Here is a 13,920-nt window from a genome sequence, read left to right on the forward strand (position 1 = left end):
CCTCCAGCGAGACGGCCTGGTCGGCGCTGGGTTGGCCTCCTGTGCTAGCCGGTGCGGGCTTCCTGGTGTGCGCGGATCCTTTCGTATCGCTGGCGCAGAACCCCGCCGTCTTTGGTGTACACCGTGGCCAGGTGTTCCGCGGGAATGGTTTCGAACCACCCCAACAGGCACGGCTCGGGATGGTAGTGACGCTCGTAACCCCAGCGGACGTGGTCAGGGTGCCTGCGGCGCAGCACTTCCCCGAAATACCAGGCGGCACCTTCGAGGAAGTCGGCGTTAGCCTTGTCTTCGAGCAACTCTTCAGGTCCCGCCGCAACCTGCCGGATCACCGCCTCGAGCTTGTCGAGGCTGTCGATGCTGACGTCCCAGTCCGCCGCGGATCCGAACTGGTGCTGCCACTCCGCGAATGCCTTGGTGCGCGCGTCGAGCCAGCGCGCCAGCGTTTCTCGTCGGACCTTTTGCCGCCACTGCGGCGCTTGGCCTGTTCGCGGCGCTTCTGAGATTGCGAGATACGTTCGCGGATCGTTGCGGTGATCCAACTTTCGAGAGTGTCGCTCAGCCGACCGGGATTGGTTTCAGGTTGGTCGGGGCCGGTGATCCTCCTCGGCCGCACGACCAGGTTGAGCTCCTGGACCAGATACACCCCCATCGGGTAGCCGATGTCGTAGGCGTCGTACTGCAGATTGGCCAAGATTTCAAACCCGGCACGCGGACTGCCGCCGATGTTGGCCACGTTGGCGCTGAACGACCACCGCGACGGCTTGGCGCGGTGCAGGGTTTCGCCGAGTTACCACAGCGCACCGTCGAGGAAATCCTCGCCGGTCATCACGCTAATGGGCGAGATTCTTGACGAGGTGTACCAGTCGCCGGCGAGGCTGGCCGCGATCGAGGACGCCTATCAGGCGCGCAGTGAGACCGTCGAGGCCCCAGAAGACGCGTAGCGCCGTGTTTGCTGTGTCCGATATATTTCGCGCTACAGAGCTTCTTAACGACCTGGTTTTCCCTGGTCAGGCCACAATGCTAAGTCTGGGCTACGGAAAGAAAATTGGGACTTGGATCGCCGAGTGAGCTTCTACATCGTGGCCTCGCCAGACGCCGGCTGATGTGAACGGCGTTGAGCCTGTCTATAGCTCGAGCCCGTAGTCGCGGTCCCACCCGCGGCTACGTTCCCGCGCAACGTCTTGGTGCAATGTGGCGCTGAGTCGTTGGTATGCGGCTTCGCGGGCTTGGGTTTGGACGGTGTGTTGGCGCCAGGCGTGTGCGCGTTGTGTTAGGCGTTGGCCGTTACGGTCCAGTGAGTCGGCGACGATGGCGGGCAAATGGTTGCGGTCGGTCTGTGCGGCAACGGCATGCATGGTGCGGGCGCGGTCGTCGTTGGCCAGGATCATCCGGAATCGTTGAGATGCAGCCGTTTTAGTCCCGCGCTGCGCCGGTTGTATACCGATATTGGCGCCCTGGTGGTCAGCTTCATTAGCGGCGTAGATAGCGAGGTGGTTTTCGTCGCGGCCGCGGGTCATGCCGACATAAGCCATACAGCGGCTGGCGCGATCGGACAGGATCGTCCAGCAGACTCCAGAGGTGGTGGAGTTGCCGACGGTCAACCCTTGCGCGGAGTGCACCGTGCTGGCGTAGCCGAGCGTGATGTGTTCGCGTAGGTAGTCGGCGTCGAAGATGACTCGGGCGCTATCGGTGAGTCGCTCGGCGGCGAGGCGGCCTAGTTGGGCATCGACTTTCACTACGCGCCAGCGGTTCCCGTTGCGGACCTGATCGATCTGCTGGGACCCGCGGCGATGCTCGGTGCCGGGTTCGACGGCCACGGTGGCGTCGTTGTGGCGGCTAAGGATCAGATCGCCGGCACGGGCCTGCTGATCGCGCGCCACCTGCACACTCGGTGCATCAGGCCTGGTGTAGTGGTCGTGCAGGCGCTGGTTAATGGCATCCGCGATGTCCCAGGTGTCACACAGGATCGCCGCGTCTTTCCCTTCGGCGCGGGCGGTGATGTAGGCGGTGGTGGCATCAGCGGCCATGGTGACCGCGTCGCCGGTGCGCAGGCGGTCGTGGCTGCGATACCAACCGACGGCTTTGCGTAGCCGGTTGCCGCGCCCCGAACGCAGCGCTAGCGAGGCGTCGCGTTCGGCCGGGTCGCGCATCCGCCACACCTCCGAGAGGCGCTGCGCCCAGGGTAGGTCAGTGCAGAGCTGCTCGAACATGCCGCCGCGGGCTTTGACCGGGGCCAGCTGGTAGCCGTCGCCGACCAGGACCAGCTTGGTGCCCGCCGCCGCAGCGGCCTCCAGCAATCGTCGTAGCTCAGGAGTGCCGACCATGGCGGCTTCATCGACCACGATGACCGTGCGCCGATCTAGGGTCAGTTGCCCGTCGTCGAGCAGCTGCAGCGCCTTGGCGACGGTGAACCCGCGATCCCCGGCGTCCTCGCGCAGCGCCTCGTCCACCGCTTTACCGGTGGGCGCGAACAGCAACACCTCTTTGGCGGTGCGCGCCGCGGCGGCGCGCAGTGCACGCAGCGAATGCGTTTTGCCCGCGCCGGCCGGGGCTTGCAGCGGCTGCACCAGATACGGCGAGTGCGCGATGGCCGCGATAGCGCGCGCCTGATCAACCGACAGGCCCTCGAGGTCGGCGGTGCGCACATCGAGGCGCGAACGGGTATCGGTCGCGTCGACCAGCTCGAAGATCCGCGCTTCTTCGGCGATGACCGCCGCGACAGTGAACAGCTCGTGTCCTTCCCGGTGATGCGCGGCGCGCGCCGCGCTGATGCGCACCCCGAACATGTCAACGAGCCCCTCGATGAGATCGCGCGGCTCCCCCGGTGCATCCACCGGCAGCAGCGCGCCGACCAGCTCGACCAGGTCCGCGCGGGTGAACGCGGCCTTGTCAATCTGTGCCACGGCGCGCACCAACGGTCCGCGCAGCCGCACGCGCGCGGCGGCGCGCCGCGCGGTGCGCGCCGCCAGATGCGCGGCGCGATCCAGCGCCAGACCGCGCACATCCGCGCGCCAGGCCGCCTTCAGCTCGGCCCACGAGGTGGCTTCCGGCTTAGCCGGCCGGGTGGCCTTCTGCGCGGCCGCCAACTGCTGCGCGCTCAGCGCGCCATCGACAATCACCAGATTCTGGTGCGCCCACTCGCGCAACCGCGACGAGCGCCGCGACCACGCCCTAATGCTCTGTTTCGGGACGGCGGCGATCTCGGCCATCCCCGTGAAGGGGTCCACCGCAGCCCATTCCAGCATCAGCTCGGCGTGCAGTTCGTGACGCAGCACCGCCTGATAGATGACCCCGGCCGCTTTAGCTTCGTGGAACAGCGACTTGGAATCCAGCGACACCAGCGCGCCGTCGGCGCGGGCCTGGCGGTTAGGAACAATGACATGGGTGTGCAGGTGCGGGTCACCGCAGCGCGAGGTTTCATGCTGGTAGGCGATCGCCACCAAGCCGGGTAGCCGCTGCAAGTCCTTCATCCCGGTAAGCGGGTTGTGCACTCGGGTATATCCGGCGTGCTGATGCAGATAATCCATGGCCGCGCTGACGGCGCGCTGATGGGCGACCTGCATCGCTTTCTCGGCCCGGTCATCGGTCAACGCCCGCAGCAACGACACACTCTTAGGCGCGGCGAACGTCAAATCAAACCCGTGCACGCTGCCCTTCGAAAACGCGCGTCCGGCAGCACCGTTGGGCGCGATACCGTCATCGAGCCAACGCTGCACCACCTCAGGATCAGCTGAACCTCCGTCGACCGCCCGCCCATCCAGCCCGACCAGTTCCACGGTGCGGGCGGTGTCGCCGGCGATCAACCACGTCGGCGTGCGGGTATCGCCCTCGGAGTAGTACTCCCCCAGCCCGCCGTTAGCCCGCTGGCGATCCAGACCGGACTGCGCGGCCTGGCGTGCGGTGTCGTTGTAATAGTTGATGCTCCACCGCGACAACCGAGAGATCGTCAACATAGGCGATCACCTCACAACATCAACGAGCGAAACCAGCTGCAGCGGCTTGGATTTGGTGACGCGTGCAACGCGCCACCAAATCAGTATTGCACCCCTTGTGCCAATGTGCCAGACGTATTTTTTGGGGTGTGTTGTATGTAAGTTGTTGCAATGTAGGTCTTTTGGGAAGTTACCATGAGAATTAGGGGACGAGAGGGTGACGTCGGGAGAAGTTAGGGTTCTTTGAGAAGAATTGGTAGATAAAGCATTTGATGGGATGGTGGGCGCAGTCCATCCGCCGCGCTAGGCAATTACGCGGGCCCAGGCGTCGCGAACGGCGGCCAGCGCGTCGGCGGCGTCGACGGTGAGCCGCGTCTGGCCGGCGAGCTGCGATTGCCATTCGGCGTCGGACGGAGGCGTGTCGAACACGTAGGAACCAGGCGGCTGATTCGTCGGACCCAATCGCCGGTACAGCTCTAGAGCGGGGGCGTCGATGGCCCCGATTCTGCTGAGCGCCCACAGGTCCCAGAGATCTCGCGGTGCTCGCCGGTCCGCCCACGTCGCCGTCTTGGACGCGGCGAACGCCGGCAAAGTGGGAACGACAAGTTCGGCTGCCGGCGCGTCGCGATAGCGCTGCTCCAGGAGGCGGCGCTCCGTGGGCCATAGCACCCTGCCGCGGGCCGAGAGCAATTGGATCCTCACAACCATGCCGGCGGCGGATCGCAGTATCGCCGCGGCGGTATCGGCCCCACCGCTGAAGGGCGGTTCCAGGGTGAGCCTGCCGTGCGTGCGGGCCAGCGCTCGCGGCAGTGCCGCGTCCAGATCGGCCGCCACGGACTTCCGATCGTCGATGGCGATCAGGTCGATGTCCTCACTGAGCCGTCCGTCGGGGAGATGTGTACGCGCTAGTGCGGTGCCCCCAATGAATTGGATTCGGTCGCTGAAGTTGCAACTGAGATATGCCAGCAGATGAGAGATGAGGTGGTCGCGTTCGACTTGTTCGGGTGCGACGCCAAACTGCTGTGCGACTTTGGCGCGCTCGTCAGCGTTCATGTTCTGTGGCGACCCACGATTGCGCGCGGCGCAGCGATGCAGTGCGGCGTTGCTCGGCGGCCAGAGCCTCTAGGCGCTGGTGATCGCTGCGCTGATACAACATGCGGATCGCCGCGGGCACCTCGTCGGCGGCGTCTCCGAGGTGAGGACGATGCGCGAGGTCCAGGAGAGTCTGCTCTGGCGTGGTGACGACGGCCGGCCCCAGGGGCGTCTCGACACGTTCGGCATCCAACCTGTCGGTGTCGCGCTTGACGAAGCGCACGATCGATGGACGGTCCTTGAGCCGAATCGGTCGGTGTTGGCCAGGCACGGCGACAACGGCCGTTGCCAGGGCTCGCGGGATGGCGCCCAGCATGCGGGCGGCGCTGATACCCATCAGGACCGCGTGGTTCGGCCCGTAGATGGCCGAGGCGATCCCCGCGGCCGTGGCCTCAAGGCTCGGCATCCATTCGCGGCCAACCATGTCCTGCGGGACGACGACGTAATAGCCATGGGCCACGCGCTGCAAAAGCCCCCTGTCCGCCAGGCGTGCCAGCTCGGGGCCCGGAAAGGCGTAGGCGACGCCAGCGTCCTCGGCGCGTAGGGTTCGCAACGGTGCGCTCGCAAGGAGCGCCGGGAGCGACGTGTTTCTGCGGTTCACCATCCTCATTCACTTGACTATGCAGGAATTAGGCCATAAGCCTAAACAATGCACACTGATAAGGCAACGACCGCACTGGTGGTTTGATGGGCGATCACGTTCCGCGACCCCCCAAGCAGCGGGACATCGAGTCATCGTTTATTCATCGCCAATGACCACGATTCGACGGTAATTGGCGGGTTCTCAGCGATGCCGGTCATCGTCCAAATACGTTGCAGCGCAAGCAAACACAGGCAGAATCGAGCAACGGCGAGAGCCCTCAAATCTTAATCCCTAGGTCGCACGTTCGAGTCGTGCCGGGGGCACTGGTTTCGTGTATGACGTCGGCTGATGCTTGACATATCTATGTCGGGTGATGGGCGAACAGTGTTTCGGCTGATGCTTTACATCTACTTCGGTTGATCCTTGACACTTCTTCAGATGAAGGAGTTGAGCGTGGCCGAGCAGCGGTATCAGGCCGTGTTAGCGGTGATCAGCGACGGTGTCACGAGGTGTTCCGCTGCTGGATGCAAAGATCGTCTCTTGCTGTCCCACGCATAGCGCGATCCGAGCTGCTAAATGTCTGAGTCATGAGCACGACCCCAACATTTTCCCCGCTTGCACTCGCTTGCCGCCGTCCGCATGATCGGTGGGCAGGGATCGTGGCGAGGACTGACTTAACTTCGTTGCAGTGCTAGGTAGTTCATCGCAATATTGCGGTTGTACCCCGACCTGGTACATGCGTGATCGAACGGCGATGTACCGGCTCGGGCTCGGGCCGGTCGGGCCGTAACTGGTTACTTGCGAACAATGCAGCCAGCACGATCCGCATCTCAAACTCCGCGAAGGTCGCCCCGAGGCAGCGGCGCACACCTCCGCCGAACGGAATCCACGTATAGGTGCCCGCACGATCGCCGAGGAATCGCTCAGGACGAAATTGTTCAGGGTCGGGGTAGATTTCAGGCCGCCGATGCATGAGGTAGATCGACGGGACGACGGCCGCCCCGGCCGGCAACGGCACCCCGCCGATCACCGCAGGCTCTTTCAGCCGTCTGCCTACCAGCGAGACCACTGGCCGCAGTCGAAGTGACTCCTTCACAACGGCGTCAATGTACTCATGGGCATCGGCGCGTGCTGCCTCGACAAGTCGCGAATGGATGTCAGGGTGTCGGATGATCCGCTCGACCGCCCAGGCCAGCCCCGATGCCGTCGTTTCGTGACCGGCCAACAGCAGCGTGATGAGTTCATCGCGGATTTCGCCATCACTCATCGGCTGACCATCGGCGTGCTTCGCCCGTAGCAGCATCGAGAGCACGTCGCGGCGCTCATCCAGGTCGTCTGCCTGCCGCCGCGCGGCGATCTCTTCATAGAGAAGTCGATCTACTTCTCTGAGAACTCTGTGGGTGAGCGCGGTCCTCATCCGTTCAGGGCCGACCACCAACATCATCATTTGACCGAAGGCGTTCATGGTGAGGGCAAGCATGCGTAGCAGCGCGGCCCGCAGCCGATCTAAGCGTTCCCCGTGCTCGAGTCCAAAAACGACGCGCAGGATGACTTCCAGTGTCAACGTCTGCATCTGCGGGAGCAGCCTCACGGGTTCACCACGCGGCCACCGAGCGATCTCCGCCTCGGCAATGTCTCTGATTGTGTTCATGTAGCTCTGCAAGTGGCTGCCGCGAAACGACGGCACGAGCAGTCGGCGCTGCTCCCTGTGGGCGTCACCATCGAGCAGCATTACCGAGTTCGCCCCCACCACCGGCAACAGCACGCGGTTGGCTTCACCCGCGTGCAACAGTTCGGGAGATGCGGTGAATACCTCCCTGACCACCTCGGGATGAGAAACCATCACGATGGCTCCCAAGCCCGCGAGCTTCATAGTGAACATGTCGCCGTATTGGGCAGCGCAACGCGTCATGAAGTCCCACGGTCGAGCGATCCACGCAGCGGTTTGCAATGTCATTGGTAGCCGCGGACCCGGCGGCAGCGTGTCGGTAACCATCCATTGCTCCCGTCGCGACACCGCAGGATGTGTTCGCTTCGCGCACCCTATGTGATGGGCTTGCGAATCGCTGGACCCCGGTGTCATCCTCCTAGGTCGGTTTTACCGACGCTTCGCAGACCACGCTGTCGAGATCGGCCGTCGTGTCGTCTTTGCGGCGACAGGAGAAGCGGCGTTGACAACCGCCCACGTCCAGTCTGCAGTTGCCGGGATGAGCCGGTGGACTCCCGTCCGACGATAGCGGGCAAGCTGAGCTCAGTTTCGCCGCCCCGCGCGTTCGGCGAAAGCATCAAGCACAGCAAGCACTTCAGGTGCGCGCCACGCGCGATTTCGTGACTGGTCTGTGAATTCGACGATGACCCCTGCCTTGATCAATGGGTCCAGATAGCGGTAGACGTTGCTCATCGGGATGTTCAGTTCACGGGTCAATAGTTTTGCGTTGACGACAGGACGTCTAATGAGCAGGTCGGCAATGCGGTGTACGGCGGAATCCCGGCGAGCAGTGATCTTCGATGCCCAGGATTCCCTGGTGGCTCGTAAGTCGCTCACGAGGCGGCGGCCGTTGTCGATTGCGAGGATCGATGCGGCAGAGAGCTTTTCGACGATCGGGGCAGCGTCACCCTCACGGTATGCGGTCAGCGCTTGGAAATATGAATCGGTGTCGGTAAGCAGGCCCGCCGAGACTGGGACCGTGACCTGACGAGTCAGCCGCTTGTTGCGCAACATCGCCTGGATGAGCGCTCTGCCGGTGCGGCCATTTCCATCCGGAAACGGGTGAATAGTCTCGAACTGCGCGTGTGCGATAGCGATCTGGGGAAGAACGGGTATGTCGTCGCGCCCGACGAACCGGATCAGGTCGTCGATGGCGCCGGGGACCCGACTGTGCTGCGGTGCAATGAAGTCTGCGCCGCGGGGACCGAAGTCGCCGCCACCAATCCACACCTGCTCGGTTCGCCACTTGCCGGCGATGTGCGGATTGCTGTCGTTCATTAGTGCAGCATGCATCGCAAGGATGGCGGTACCGTCGATGCGGTCGGCTAGTGCGACGGCGGCTTGCATGGCCTCGGTGTTGGCGACGATCTCAGAGGCATTGCGTCGACTCGATTGTCCGAGACTCTCGGCTTCGGCGATGGCGCGCGCTGAGGCGGTGAGGTTCTCGATCTTGGAGCTGGCCGCCGACTCTGACCGGAGCAGCACGGAAGCGAAGGGGGCAATCTCGACACCAAGTTCCGCGTCGAAGCGGGCTATCTCCTGGCTGGCCTCCTCTGCATCGGCAAGGGTACGGGAGGGAAGGGAAACCTCAAGATTTGCGACCTCTGCAGGGATTGCGGCTTGGTAGTCACCGGACTGTCGCAGCGCTGCCCGCACATCCTGACGCCCGTACCCAGCCTCGGCCGGCATACCCCATCTCAAGGTCTCGTACTGGACGGCGGTTGTAGCGCCATGTGATGACACCCGATTAGAGTATCATCACTTAGATACATAACTGATAATAAGAAGAGCTTTGTTATCATTTCGCGCGACCCTCATATCGGCCCGCAGCGTATTGGTGCAGCCATGGTTCATACGTAGCACGTTCGCGTTGCCGCTTATTCGGCGCTTATGACCAAGAATCGATCGGATTTGGGCGGCCCGGGGCCGAATCAGCCAGCAGTAAAACCGCTATTACCAGGGCAAACAGGCGCATATCCGGAACCCACCGGAGCGCCCGATTCCAAATCCCTAGGTCGCGTGCCGGGCACTGGTGACTACCAAGCGTTGGACAGTGCGAATTATGGCAACTTCGGCCATCGAGGGAAGACATCGAGCTCCGGGCCCGAACCGGCCAGCTTTTGCGGCAGGCAGAGACCCAATAATACGGTCATATGGCCCCCCGAGCGGTGACCGGATAGGAGCGTAGATGGTGAACCAATCCCATCACTACGACCGGCTCAGCGCCTACCTCAAAAGCCGGGGTCTCCAAACCGTCTGGCAGAGATCGAGTTTTGCGTTCACCGCTTCGCAGGCGGCCCTGCCGCTGCTGATGCTGTGGAGTCCGTCCGGACCCACCCACGCGGCAACCAGAGCCGCATCGGTCGCGATCTCGGCAGTAGGTTTTGCCGGAGCAACGGTTTGGCTGGTGCGCTGGCCAACACGTCGGGAGTCAATTCTCTTCGCGATCGCGGCGATGGCCGTGATCAGCATCTGCTGCCTGTGGTTGTCCAACCCCTATACCGGACTCATGGGCTGCACCACCTTCGCCATGCTCGGTGGCTTCATCGCCTATTTCCACACGCTTCGTCTCGTGCTCGTTAACTTCGCCGTGGCCACAGTCTGCGCGGCGATCCTGGCCCACCGGTTCATCGTCGCCACCGGCGACGTCGCGCTGATCAGTGCCGGCCTGATCACGGTCGGCGCGCTCAATATCGGCATGCCGTTCGGGATCCTGTCTCTGATGCATAGCCTGCGCAACGACCTGCGCAGTTCTGACCGCGACTCACTCACGGGCCTGCACAATCGACGATCGTTTTACGCCGCGGTCCAGGAGTTGATGACGCTCCACCGCCGCGCCGGAGGCACGTACCTGGTGACCGTGGTGATCGACTTGGACAACTTCAAGCAGCTCAACGACACCGAGGGCCATGCCGCGGGCGACCGGGCGCTGGTCGCCGTTGGCCAGGCCCTCCGGGACAATTGCCGCTCCACAGCGGTGACCGCCCGCATGGGCGGGGAGGAATTCGTGGTTGTCGACACCGACACCACACCCACCCCGGAAAAGCTGAGCGAACGACTCCGCCAGGCGATCGCCGAGATCTCATTCGGGGTCACGGCGAGCATTGGGACGTCAGCTGTCGAACTCGACAAACTCCCGCCGATCGCCGACATGCAACTCGTCGATGATCTGATCAGCACCTCCGACGCCGCTATGTATGAGGCCAAACGCGCCGGCGGTAACCAGGTCTGTCACTCTCCGGGGTTGATCCGGCGCCCAGCGGGTTAGTCAGTGCCGCTCGGTACGAGCCGGACCATCGTTTCCAGATAAGGCGAACGAAAGTCCCGACGATGTTCCGTGGTTCCCCCACGCCAAACGAAGCAATGACTGAAAATGTCGAGGGGGCCGGGCCGCTCGCTTGGTGCCTTTGATGATTGCCTGTCTCGAAGGATCGCCCTGCTTGTCACGGCGTTGGAGCCGCGAAGCGGCCCGGCCTGTGCACGAGGCTACCCGTTCTGGGGAGTTGGTTAACCAACCGGCAGCTAGCAGGTAAAGCTCCGGCTTGATGGCATCGATTCAAGGCGTTGATTGCCGCGACGCACGGGCCCCACCTGGCCCGGGCCGTGGTCGGAGCCCAATCGTTATGCGACACGTCACGCGCCGAGACGGTTTTCGACGACGGCTCGTCGAGAATGCGGACATGACAGTTCCGCGGGGGCCGGCGCGTGAGATCTCGCGGCAGACATTTTTGCGGGCGACGGCCGGAGCGTTGGCCGCAGGAACGGTTTTCGGGCCGGGGCGCGCGGCCGCCGACCCGAATATGTCCGGCTGGCAAGGCCTTTCCACCGCCATCAAAGGACAGGTGATCCTGCCGGACAACGGCGCCCAATTCGGCAGCGCCAAACAGGTTTTCAACACCAACTACAACAACTTCACACCGGCGGCGGTGGTCACCGTGACGTCGCCGGCGGACGTGCAGAAGGCGATGGCATTCGCCGCTGCGCACAACCTCAAAGTCGCTCCGCGCAGTGGTGGGCACTCCTACGTCGGGGCGTCCACCGCCAACGGCGCCCTGGTGCTCGACCTGCGCCAATTGCCCGGCGACATCCATTACGACGCGGCCAGCGGGCAGGTCACCGTCACGCCCGCCACAACTCTGTATGCGATCCACCAGGCGCTCGCCGCGGCCGGTCGCGGCATCCCGACAGGGACCTGCCCATCGGTCGGTGTCGCCGGGCACGCGCTGGGCGGCGGGCTGGGCGCCCATTCCCGACACGCGGGACTGCTGTGTGACCAGTTGACGTCCGCGTCGGTGGTGTTGCCCAGCGGCCAGGCGGTCACCGCCTCTGCCAGCAGCAACCCCGACCTGTTGTGGGCGTTGCGCGGCGGCGGCGGTGGCAACTTCGGGGTGACCACCTCGCTGACCTTCGCCACCTTCCCCACCGCGACCTATGACGTCGTCAACCTCAACTACCCGCCGCAGGCGTTCGCGCAGGTCCTCGTCGGTTGGCAGAACTGGCTGCGCACCGCCGACCGCAACAGCTGGGCGTTGGCGGACAGCACCACCGACGCGATGGGGACGCACTGTCGCATCATGGCGACCTGCCCGGCCGGGTCGGGGAACAGTGTGGCGAGCGCCATCACCGCAGCGGTCGGAGCACAACCGACCGGAACCGACAACCACACGTTCAACTATTTGGACCTGGTGAATTACCTGGCCGTCGGCAACCTCAATCCGTCACCGCTCGGATACGTCGGCGGTTCGGATGTGTTCACGACGATCACCCCGGCGGCCGCCCAGGGGATCGCCGCGGCTGTCAACGCTTTTCCCCGCGGCGCCGGCCGCATGCTGGCGATCATGCACGCCCTCGATGGCGCCCTGGCGACTGTTGCACCAGAAGCCACGGCCTTTCCCTGGCGTCGGCAGTCGTCGCTGGTGCAGTGGTATGTCGAAACATCCGGTGACCCGTCGGCAGCCCTCGGCTGGCTCAACACGGCACATCAAGCGGTGCAACCGTATTCGGTCGGCGGCTATGTGAACTATCTCGAAGCCAACCAAGCCGCGTCGCGGTATTACGGCCCAAACCTGTCCCGGCTCAGCGCCGTACGACAGAAATACGATCCGGGCCGAATCATGTTCTCCAGCTTGAACTTTTAACCGTTCAGAGATGCAAATCGATAACTTCGGACAGGTGACGTCCGACGTCATCGAGCGCGTCGGTCGACTGCGTGGCCAGCGCGATGATCACCGCGCCCTCGATAGCCGCGATCGTCAGGGTGGCCAGTGAGCGCGCGTTGTCCGGATCGACGCCGGACCTGACGAGCCGATCGGCGAGAATTGTCCGCCATTCGGTGATCGCCGCGGCCGCCGCCTGCGCGGCCTCCGGTACTTCGGCGCGACCGAGAATCGCCGCCACAATCGGGCAACCCGCCTCCATCTCGGTGGCGCACAGTTGGGTTTTCCATTCATCGATGAATGTTTGGACCGCGCGTGCCGGATCTCCCCCGTCGTCGACCGCCCGGAGCACCGCGGTCAGACCCTGACCGGCGATGCGGGTGGCCTCGGCAACGAGTTCGGCTTTGCCGCCGGGGAAATTCAGATAGACGGTTCTACGCGCCAACCCGCTGTCCTCCAACAGCGCGTTGATCCCGGTTCCCGCGACACCGCGCCGCCGAACCAGACCCGTGACGCTGGCAATAAGGGCATCCCGTGCGGACATGACTTGCACTATACCAATCGGTCTACTAGCGTCTTCACCTGAACGGGCCGAACATGTTTCGAATTTGGGAGGTCAGGCGTGACCAACACGCACGACGAAAAGACGCTGCGGAAGTTCCAGCGGGAACGCGCGATGGGGCGGTATCTGCTCAACCCGGCGGTGAAGGCCTTGGGCAGGCTGGGATTGCGGACGGCCCTGGCCGCGGAACTCGAGACCATTGGGCGCAAGAGCGGGCAGCCGCGCCGCGTTCCCGTGGCGGCGCAATTCGATGACCGAGGCGCGTGGGTTATCTGCCAGCACGGCACGCGTTCGGGCTGGGGCCGAAACATCGCCGCCAATCCGAATGTCCGTATCCGACAGGGAAATCGGTGGCGCAGCGGCGTCGCAGAGTTCAGGCCCGATGACGACCTGGTGGCGCGGGGCCGCAAGTTCGGGCGAATCGCAGCCAAGGTGGTGAAATCGCTGGAGACCGCTCCGGTGTCGGTGCGGATCGACTTCACCGACTAGGGATCTACGACCACGAGTTCGGTTGCGGCACTAGGCGGGTCGCAGCGGCCGTTTCAGGCTGCAGACGATGCTCCACTCGAAATACAGTTCCCCGTCTTTGTCGTAACCCTTGAAGTGGTGGGACACCTGGGTGCGTTGCACCGAGGAGCTGACGATCTCCCACCCTTGTTCTCCGTAGGACTTCGCCAGCGCGGTCACCTCTTCGATCAGGTCCTTCAGCGACTCATTCGTGTGATAGATGAAGGTGTTTTCCCATCGTTGCGGGTACCACTTGTCGTCTGACGCCAGCCACCAACCTGGCCCGGGCGAAGTAGTCGTCATGTCCCGGCACCCTACAACCGCCGGGAGCGGCGAAGAGAAAAATTTCTGTGAACTTTGCGTGCGCGCCCTCCGCCGGT

Annotated in this window: 12 protein-coding genes and 1 pseudogene; 5 read left to right on the forward strand and 8 right to left on the reverse strand. The window is 63.8% G+C overall.

Going from position 1 to position 13,920, the window contains the following annotated elements; translation table 11 throughout:
• Window positions 1-44: 44 nt before the first annotated feature.
• Complete coding sequence (locus G6N66_RS18265) at window positions 45-539, reverse strand: hypothetical protein (RefSeq protein ID WP_085233077.1); 495 nt, start codon at window positions 537-539, stop codon at window positions 45-47.
• Window positions 540-683: 144 nt separating this feature from the next.
• On the opposite strand from G6N66_RS18265, the gene G6N66_RS18270 reads away from it, so the two are divergent.
• The gene (locus tag G6N66_RS18270; protein WP_139825229.1) at window positions 684-941 is read left to right on the forward strand and encodes a hypothetical protein; all 258 of its coding nucleotides are present in this window, start codon (window positions 684-686) and stop codon (window positions 939-941) included.
• A 183-nt stretch (window positions 942-1,124) separates the two neighbouring features.
• Here G6N66_RS18270 and mobF read toward each other — a convergent pair whose 3' ends face one another.
• The 4 genes from mobF to G6N66_RS18290 all read right to left on the reverse strand — a co-directional run bounded on the left by mobF (window position 1,125) and on the right by G6N66_RS18290 (window position 7,603).
• A complete protein-coding gene (gene mobF, locus G6N66_RS18275; protein ID WP_085233079.1) occupies window positions 1,125-3,953 on the reverse strand; it encodes a MobF family relaxase in 2,829 nt (942 codons plus the stop codon).
• Window positions 3,954-4,235: 282 nt separating this feature from the next.
• Window positions 4,236-4,985: a nucleotidyl transferase AbiEii/AbiGii toxin family protein gene (locus G6N66_RS18280; protein WP_085233080.1), complete on the reverse strand. Its 750-nt coding sequence runs from the start codon at window positions 4,983-4,985 to the stop codon at window positions 4,236-4,238.
• The gene (locus G6N66_RS18285) at window positions 4,975-5,628 is read right to left on the reverse strand and encodes a type IV toxin-antitoxin system AbiEi family antitoxin domain-containing protein (protein WP_085233325.1); all 654 of its coding nucleotides are present in this window, start codon (window positions 5,626-5,628) and stop codon (window positions 4,975-4,977) included. Before G6N66_RS18285 ends, G6N66_RS18280 begins: the two co-directional genes overlap by 11 nt.
• 679 nt (window positions 5,629-6,307) lie before the next feature.
• Complete coding sequence (locus G6N66_RS18290; RefSeq protein ID WP_085233081.1) at window positions 6,308-7,603, reverse strand: cytochrome P450; 1,296 nt, start codon at window positions 7,601-7,603, stop codon at window positions 6,308-6,310.
• Between the two features lie 88 nt (window positions 7,604-7,691).
• Between G6N66_RS18290 and G6N66_RS29665 the strand changes: the two are divergent.
• Window positions 7,692-7,844 (forward strand): annotated as a pseudogene (locus tag G6N66_RS29665) (hypothetical protein); the annotation flags it as partial.
• A gap of 14 nt (window positions 7,845-7,858) precedes the next feature.
• Here the strand turns inward: G6N66_RS29665 and G6N66_RS18300 are convergent.
• Entirely contained in the window at window positions 7,859-9,004 is a 1,146-nt protein-coding gene (locus tag G6N66_RS18300) for a Fic family protein (RefSeq protein WP_139825230.1), read from the reverse strand.
• A 499-nt stretch (window positions 9,005-9,503) separates the two neighbouring features.
• Between G6N66_RS18300 and G6N66_RS18305 the strand changes: the two genes are divergently transcribed.
• Complete coding sequence (locus tag G6N66_RS18305) at window positions 9,504-10,583, forward strand: GGDEF domain-containing protein (RefSeq protein ID WP_085233083.1); 1,080 nt, start codon at window positions 9,504-9,506, stop codon at window positions 10,581-10,583.
• 412 nt (window positions 10,584-10,995) lie between these two features.
• Complete coding sequence (locus tag G6N66_RS18310; RefSeq protein ID WP_085233084.1) at window positions 10,996-12,453, forward strand: FAD-dependent oxidoreductase; 1,458 nt, start codon at window positions 10,996-10,998, stop codon at window positions 12,451-12,453.
• 4 nt (window positions 12,454-12,457) lie between these two features.
• On the opposite strand, the gene G6N66_RS18315 is transcribed toward G6N66_RS18310, so the two are convergent.
• The gene (locus tag G6N66_RS18315; protein WP_085233085.1) at window positions 12,458-13,015 is read right to left on the reverse strand and encodes a TetR/AcrR family transcriptional regulator; all 558 of its coding nucleotides are present in this window, start codon (window positions 13,013-13,015) and stop codon (window positions 12,458-12,460) included.
• 132 nt (window positions 13,016-13,147) lie between these two features.
• Between G6N66_RS18315 and G6N66_RS18320 the strand changes: the two genes are divergently transcribed.
• On the forward strand, window positions 13,148-13,522 hold the full coding sequence (locus tag G6N66_RS18320) for a nitroreductase family deazaflavin-dependent oxidoreductase (RefSeq protein WP_085233327.1): 375 nt from the start codon (window positions 13,148-13,150) through the stop codon (window positions 13,520-13,522).
• Between the two features lie 30 nt (window positions 13,523-13,552).
• On the opposite strand, the gene G6N66_RS18325 is transcribed toward G6N66_RS18320, so the two are convergent.
• Window positions 13,553-13,843, reverse strand: a complete 291-nt coding sequence (locus G6N66_RS18325) for a hypothetical protein (protein WP_085233086.1) — start codon at window positions 13,841-13,843, stop codon at window positions 13,553-13,555.
• Between the last annotated feature and the right edge of the window lie 77 nt (window positions 13,844-13,920).

The sequence above is a fragment of the Mycobacterium conspicuum genome (genome assembly GCF_010730195.1).
Taxonomy (GTDB): domain Bacteria; phylum Actinomycetota; class Actinomycetes; order Mycobacteriales; family Mycobacteriaceae; genus Mycobacterium; species Mycobacterium conspicuum.

What these genes read in the sequence shown, in the direction of transcription:
- mobF (WP_085233079.1), bottom strand. Translation starts at nt 3,953, where the DNA reads ATGTTGACGATCTCTCGGTTGTCGCGGTGGAGCATCAACTATTACAAC.
- G6N66_RS18280 (WP_085233080.1), bottom strand. Translation starts at nt 4,985, where the DNA reads ATGAACGCTGACGAGCGCGCCAAAGTCGCACAGCAGTTTGGCGTCGCA.
- G6N66_RS18285 (WP_085233325.1), bottom strand. Translation starts at nt 5,628, where the DNA reads ATGGTGAACCGCAGAAACACGTCGCTCCCGGCGCTCCTTGCGAGCGCA.
- G6N66_RS18290 (WP_085233081.1), bottom strand. Translation starts at nt 7,603, where the DNA reads ATGGTTACCGACACGCTGCCGCCGGGTCCGCGGCTACCAATGACATTG.
- G6N66_RS18300 (WP_139825230.1), bottom strand. Translation starts at nt 9,004, where the DNA reads ATGCCGGCCGAGGCTGGGTACGGGCGTCAGGATGTGCGGGCAGCGCTG.
- G6N66_RS18305 (WP_085233083.1), top strand. Translation starts at nt 9,504, where the DNA reads ATGGTGAACCAATCCCATCACTACGACCGGCTCAGCGCCTACCTCAAA.
- G6N66_RS18310 (WP_085233084.1), top strand. Translation starts at nt 10,996, where the DNA reads ATGACAGTTCCGCGGGGGCCGGCGCGTGAGATCTCGCGGCAGACATTT.
- G6N66_RS18315 (WP_085233085.1), bottom strand. Translation starts at nt 13,015, where the DNA reads ATGTCCGCACGGGATGCCCTTATTGCCAGCGTCACGGGTCTGGTTCGG.
- G6N66_RS18320 (WP_085233327.1), top strand. Translation starts at nt 13,148, where the DNA reads ATGGGGCGGTATCTGCTCAACCCGGCGGTGAAGGCCTTGGGCAGGCTG.
- G6N66_RS18325 (WP_085233086.1), bottom strand. Translation starts at nt 13,843, where the DNA reads ATGACGACTACTTCGCCCGGGCCAGGTTGGTGGCTGGCGTCAGACGAC.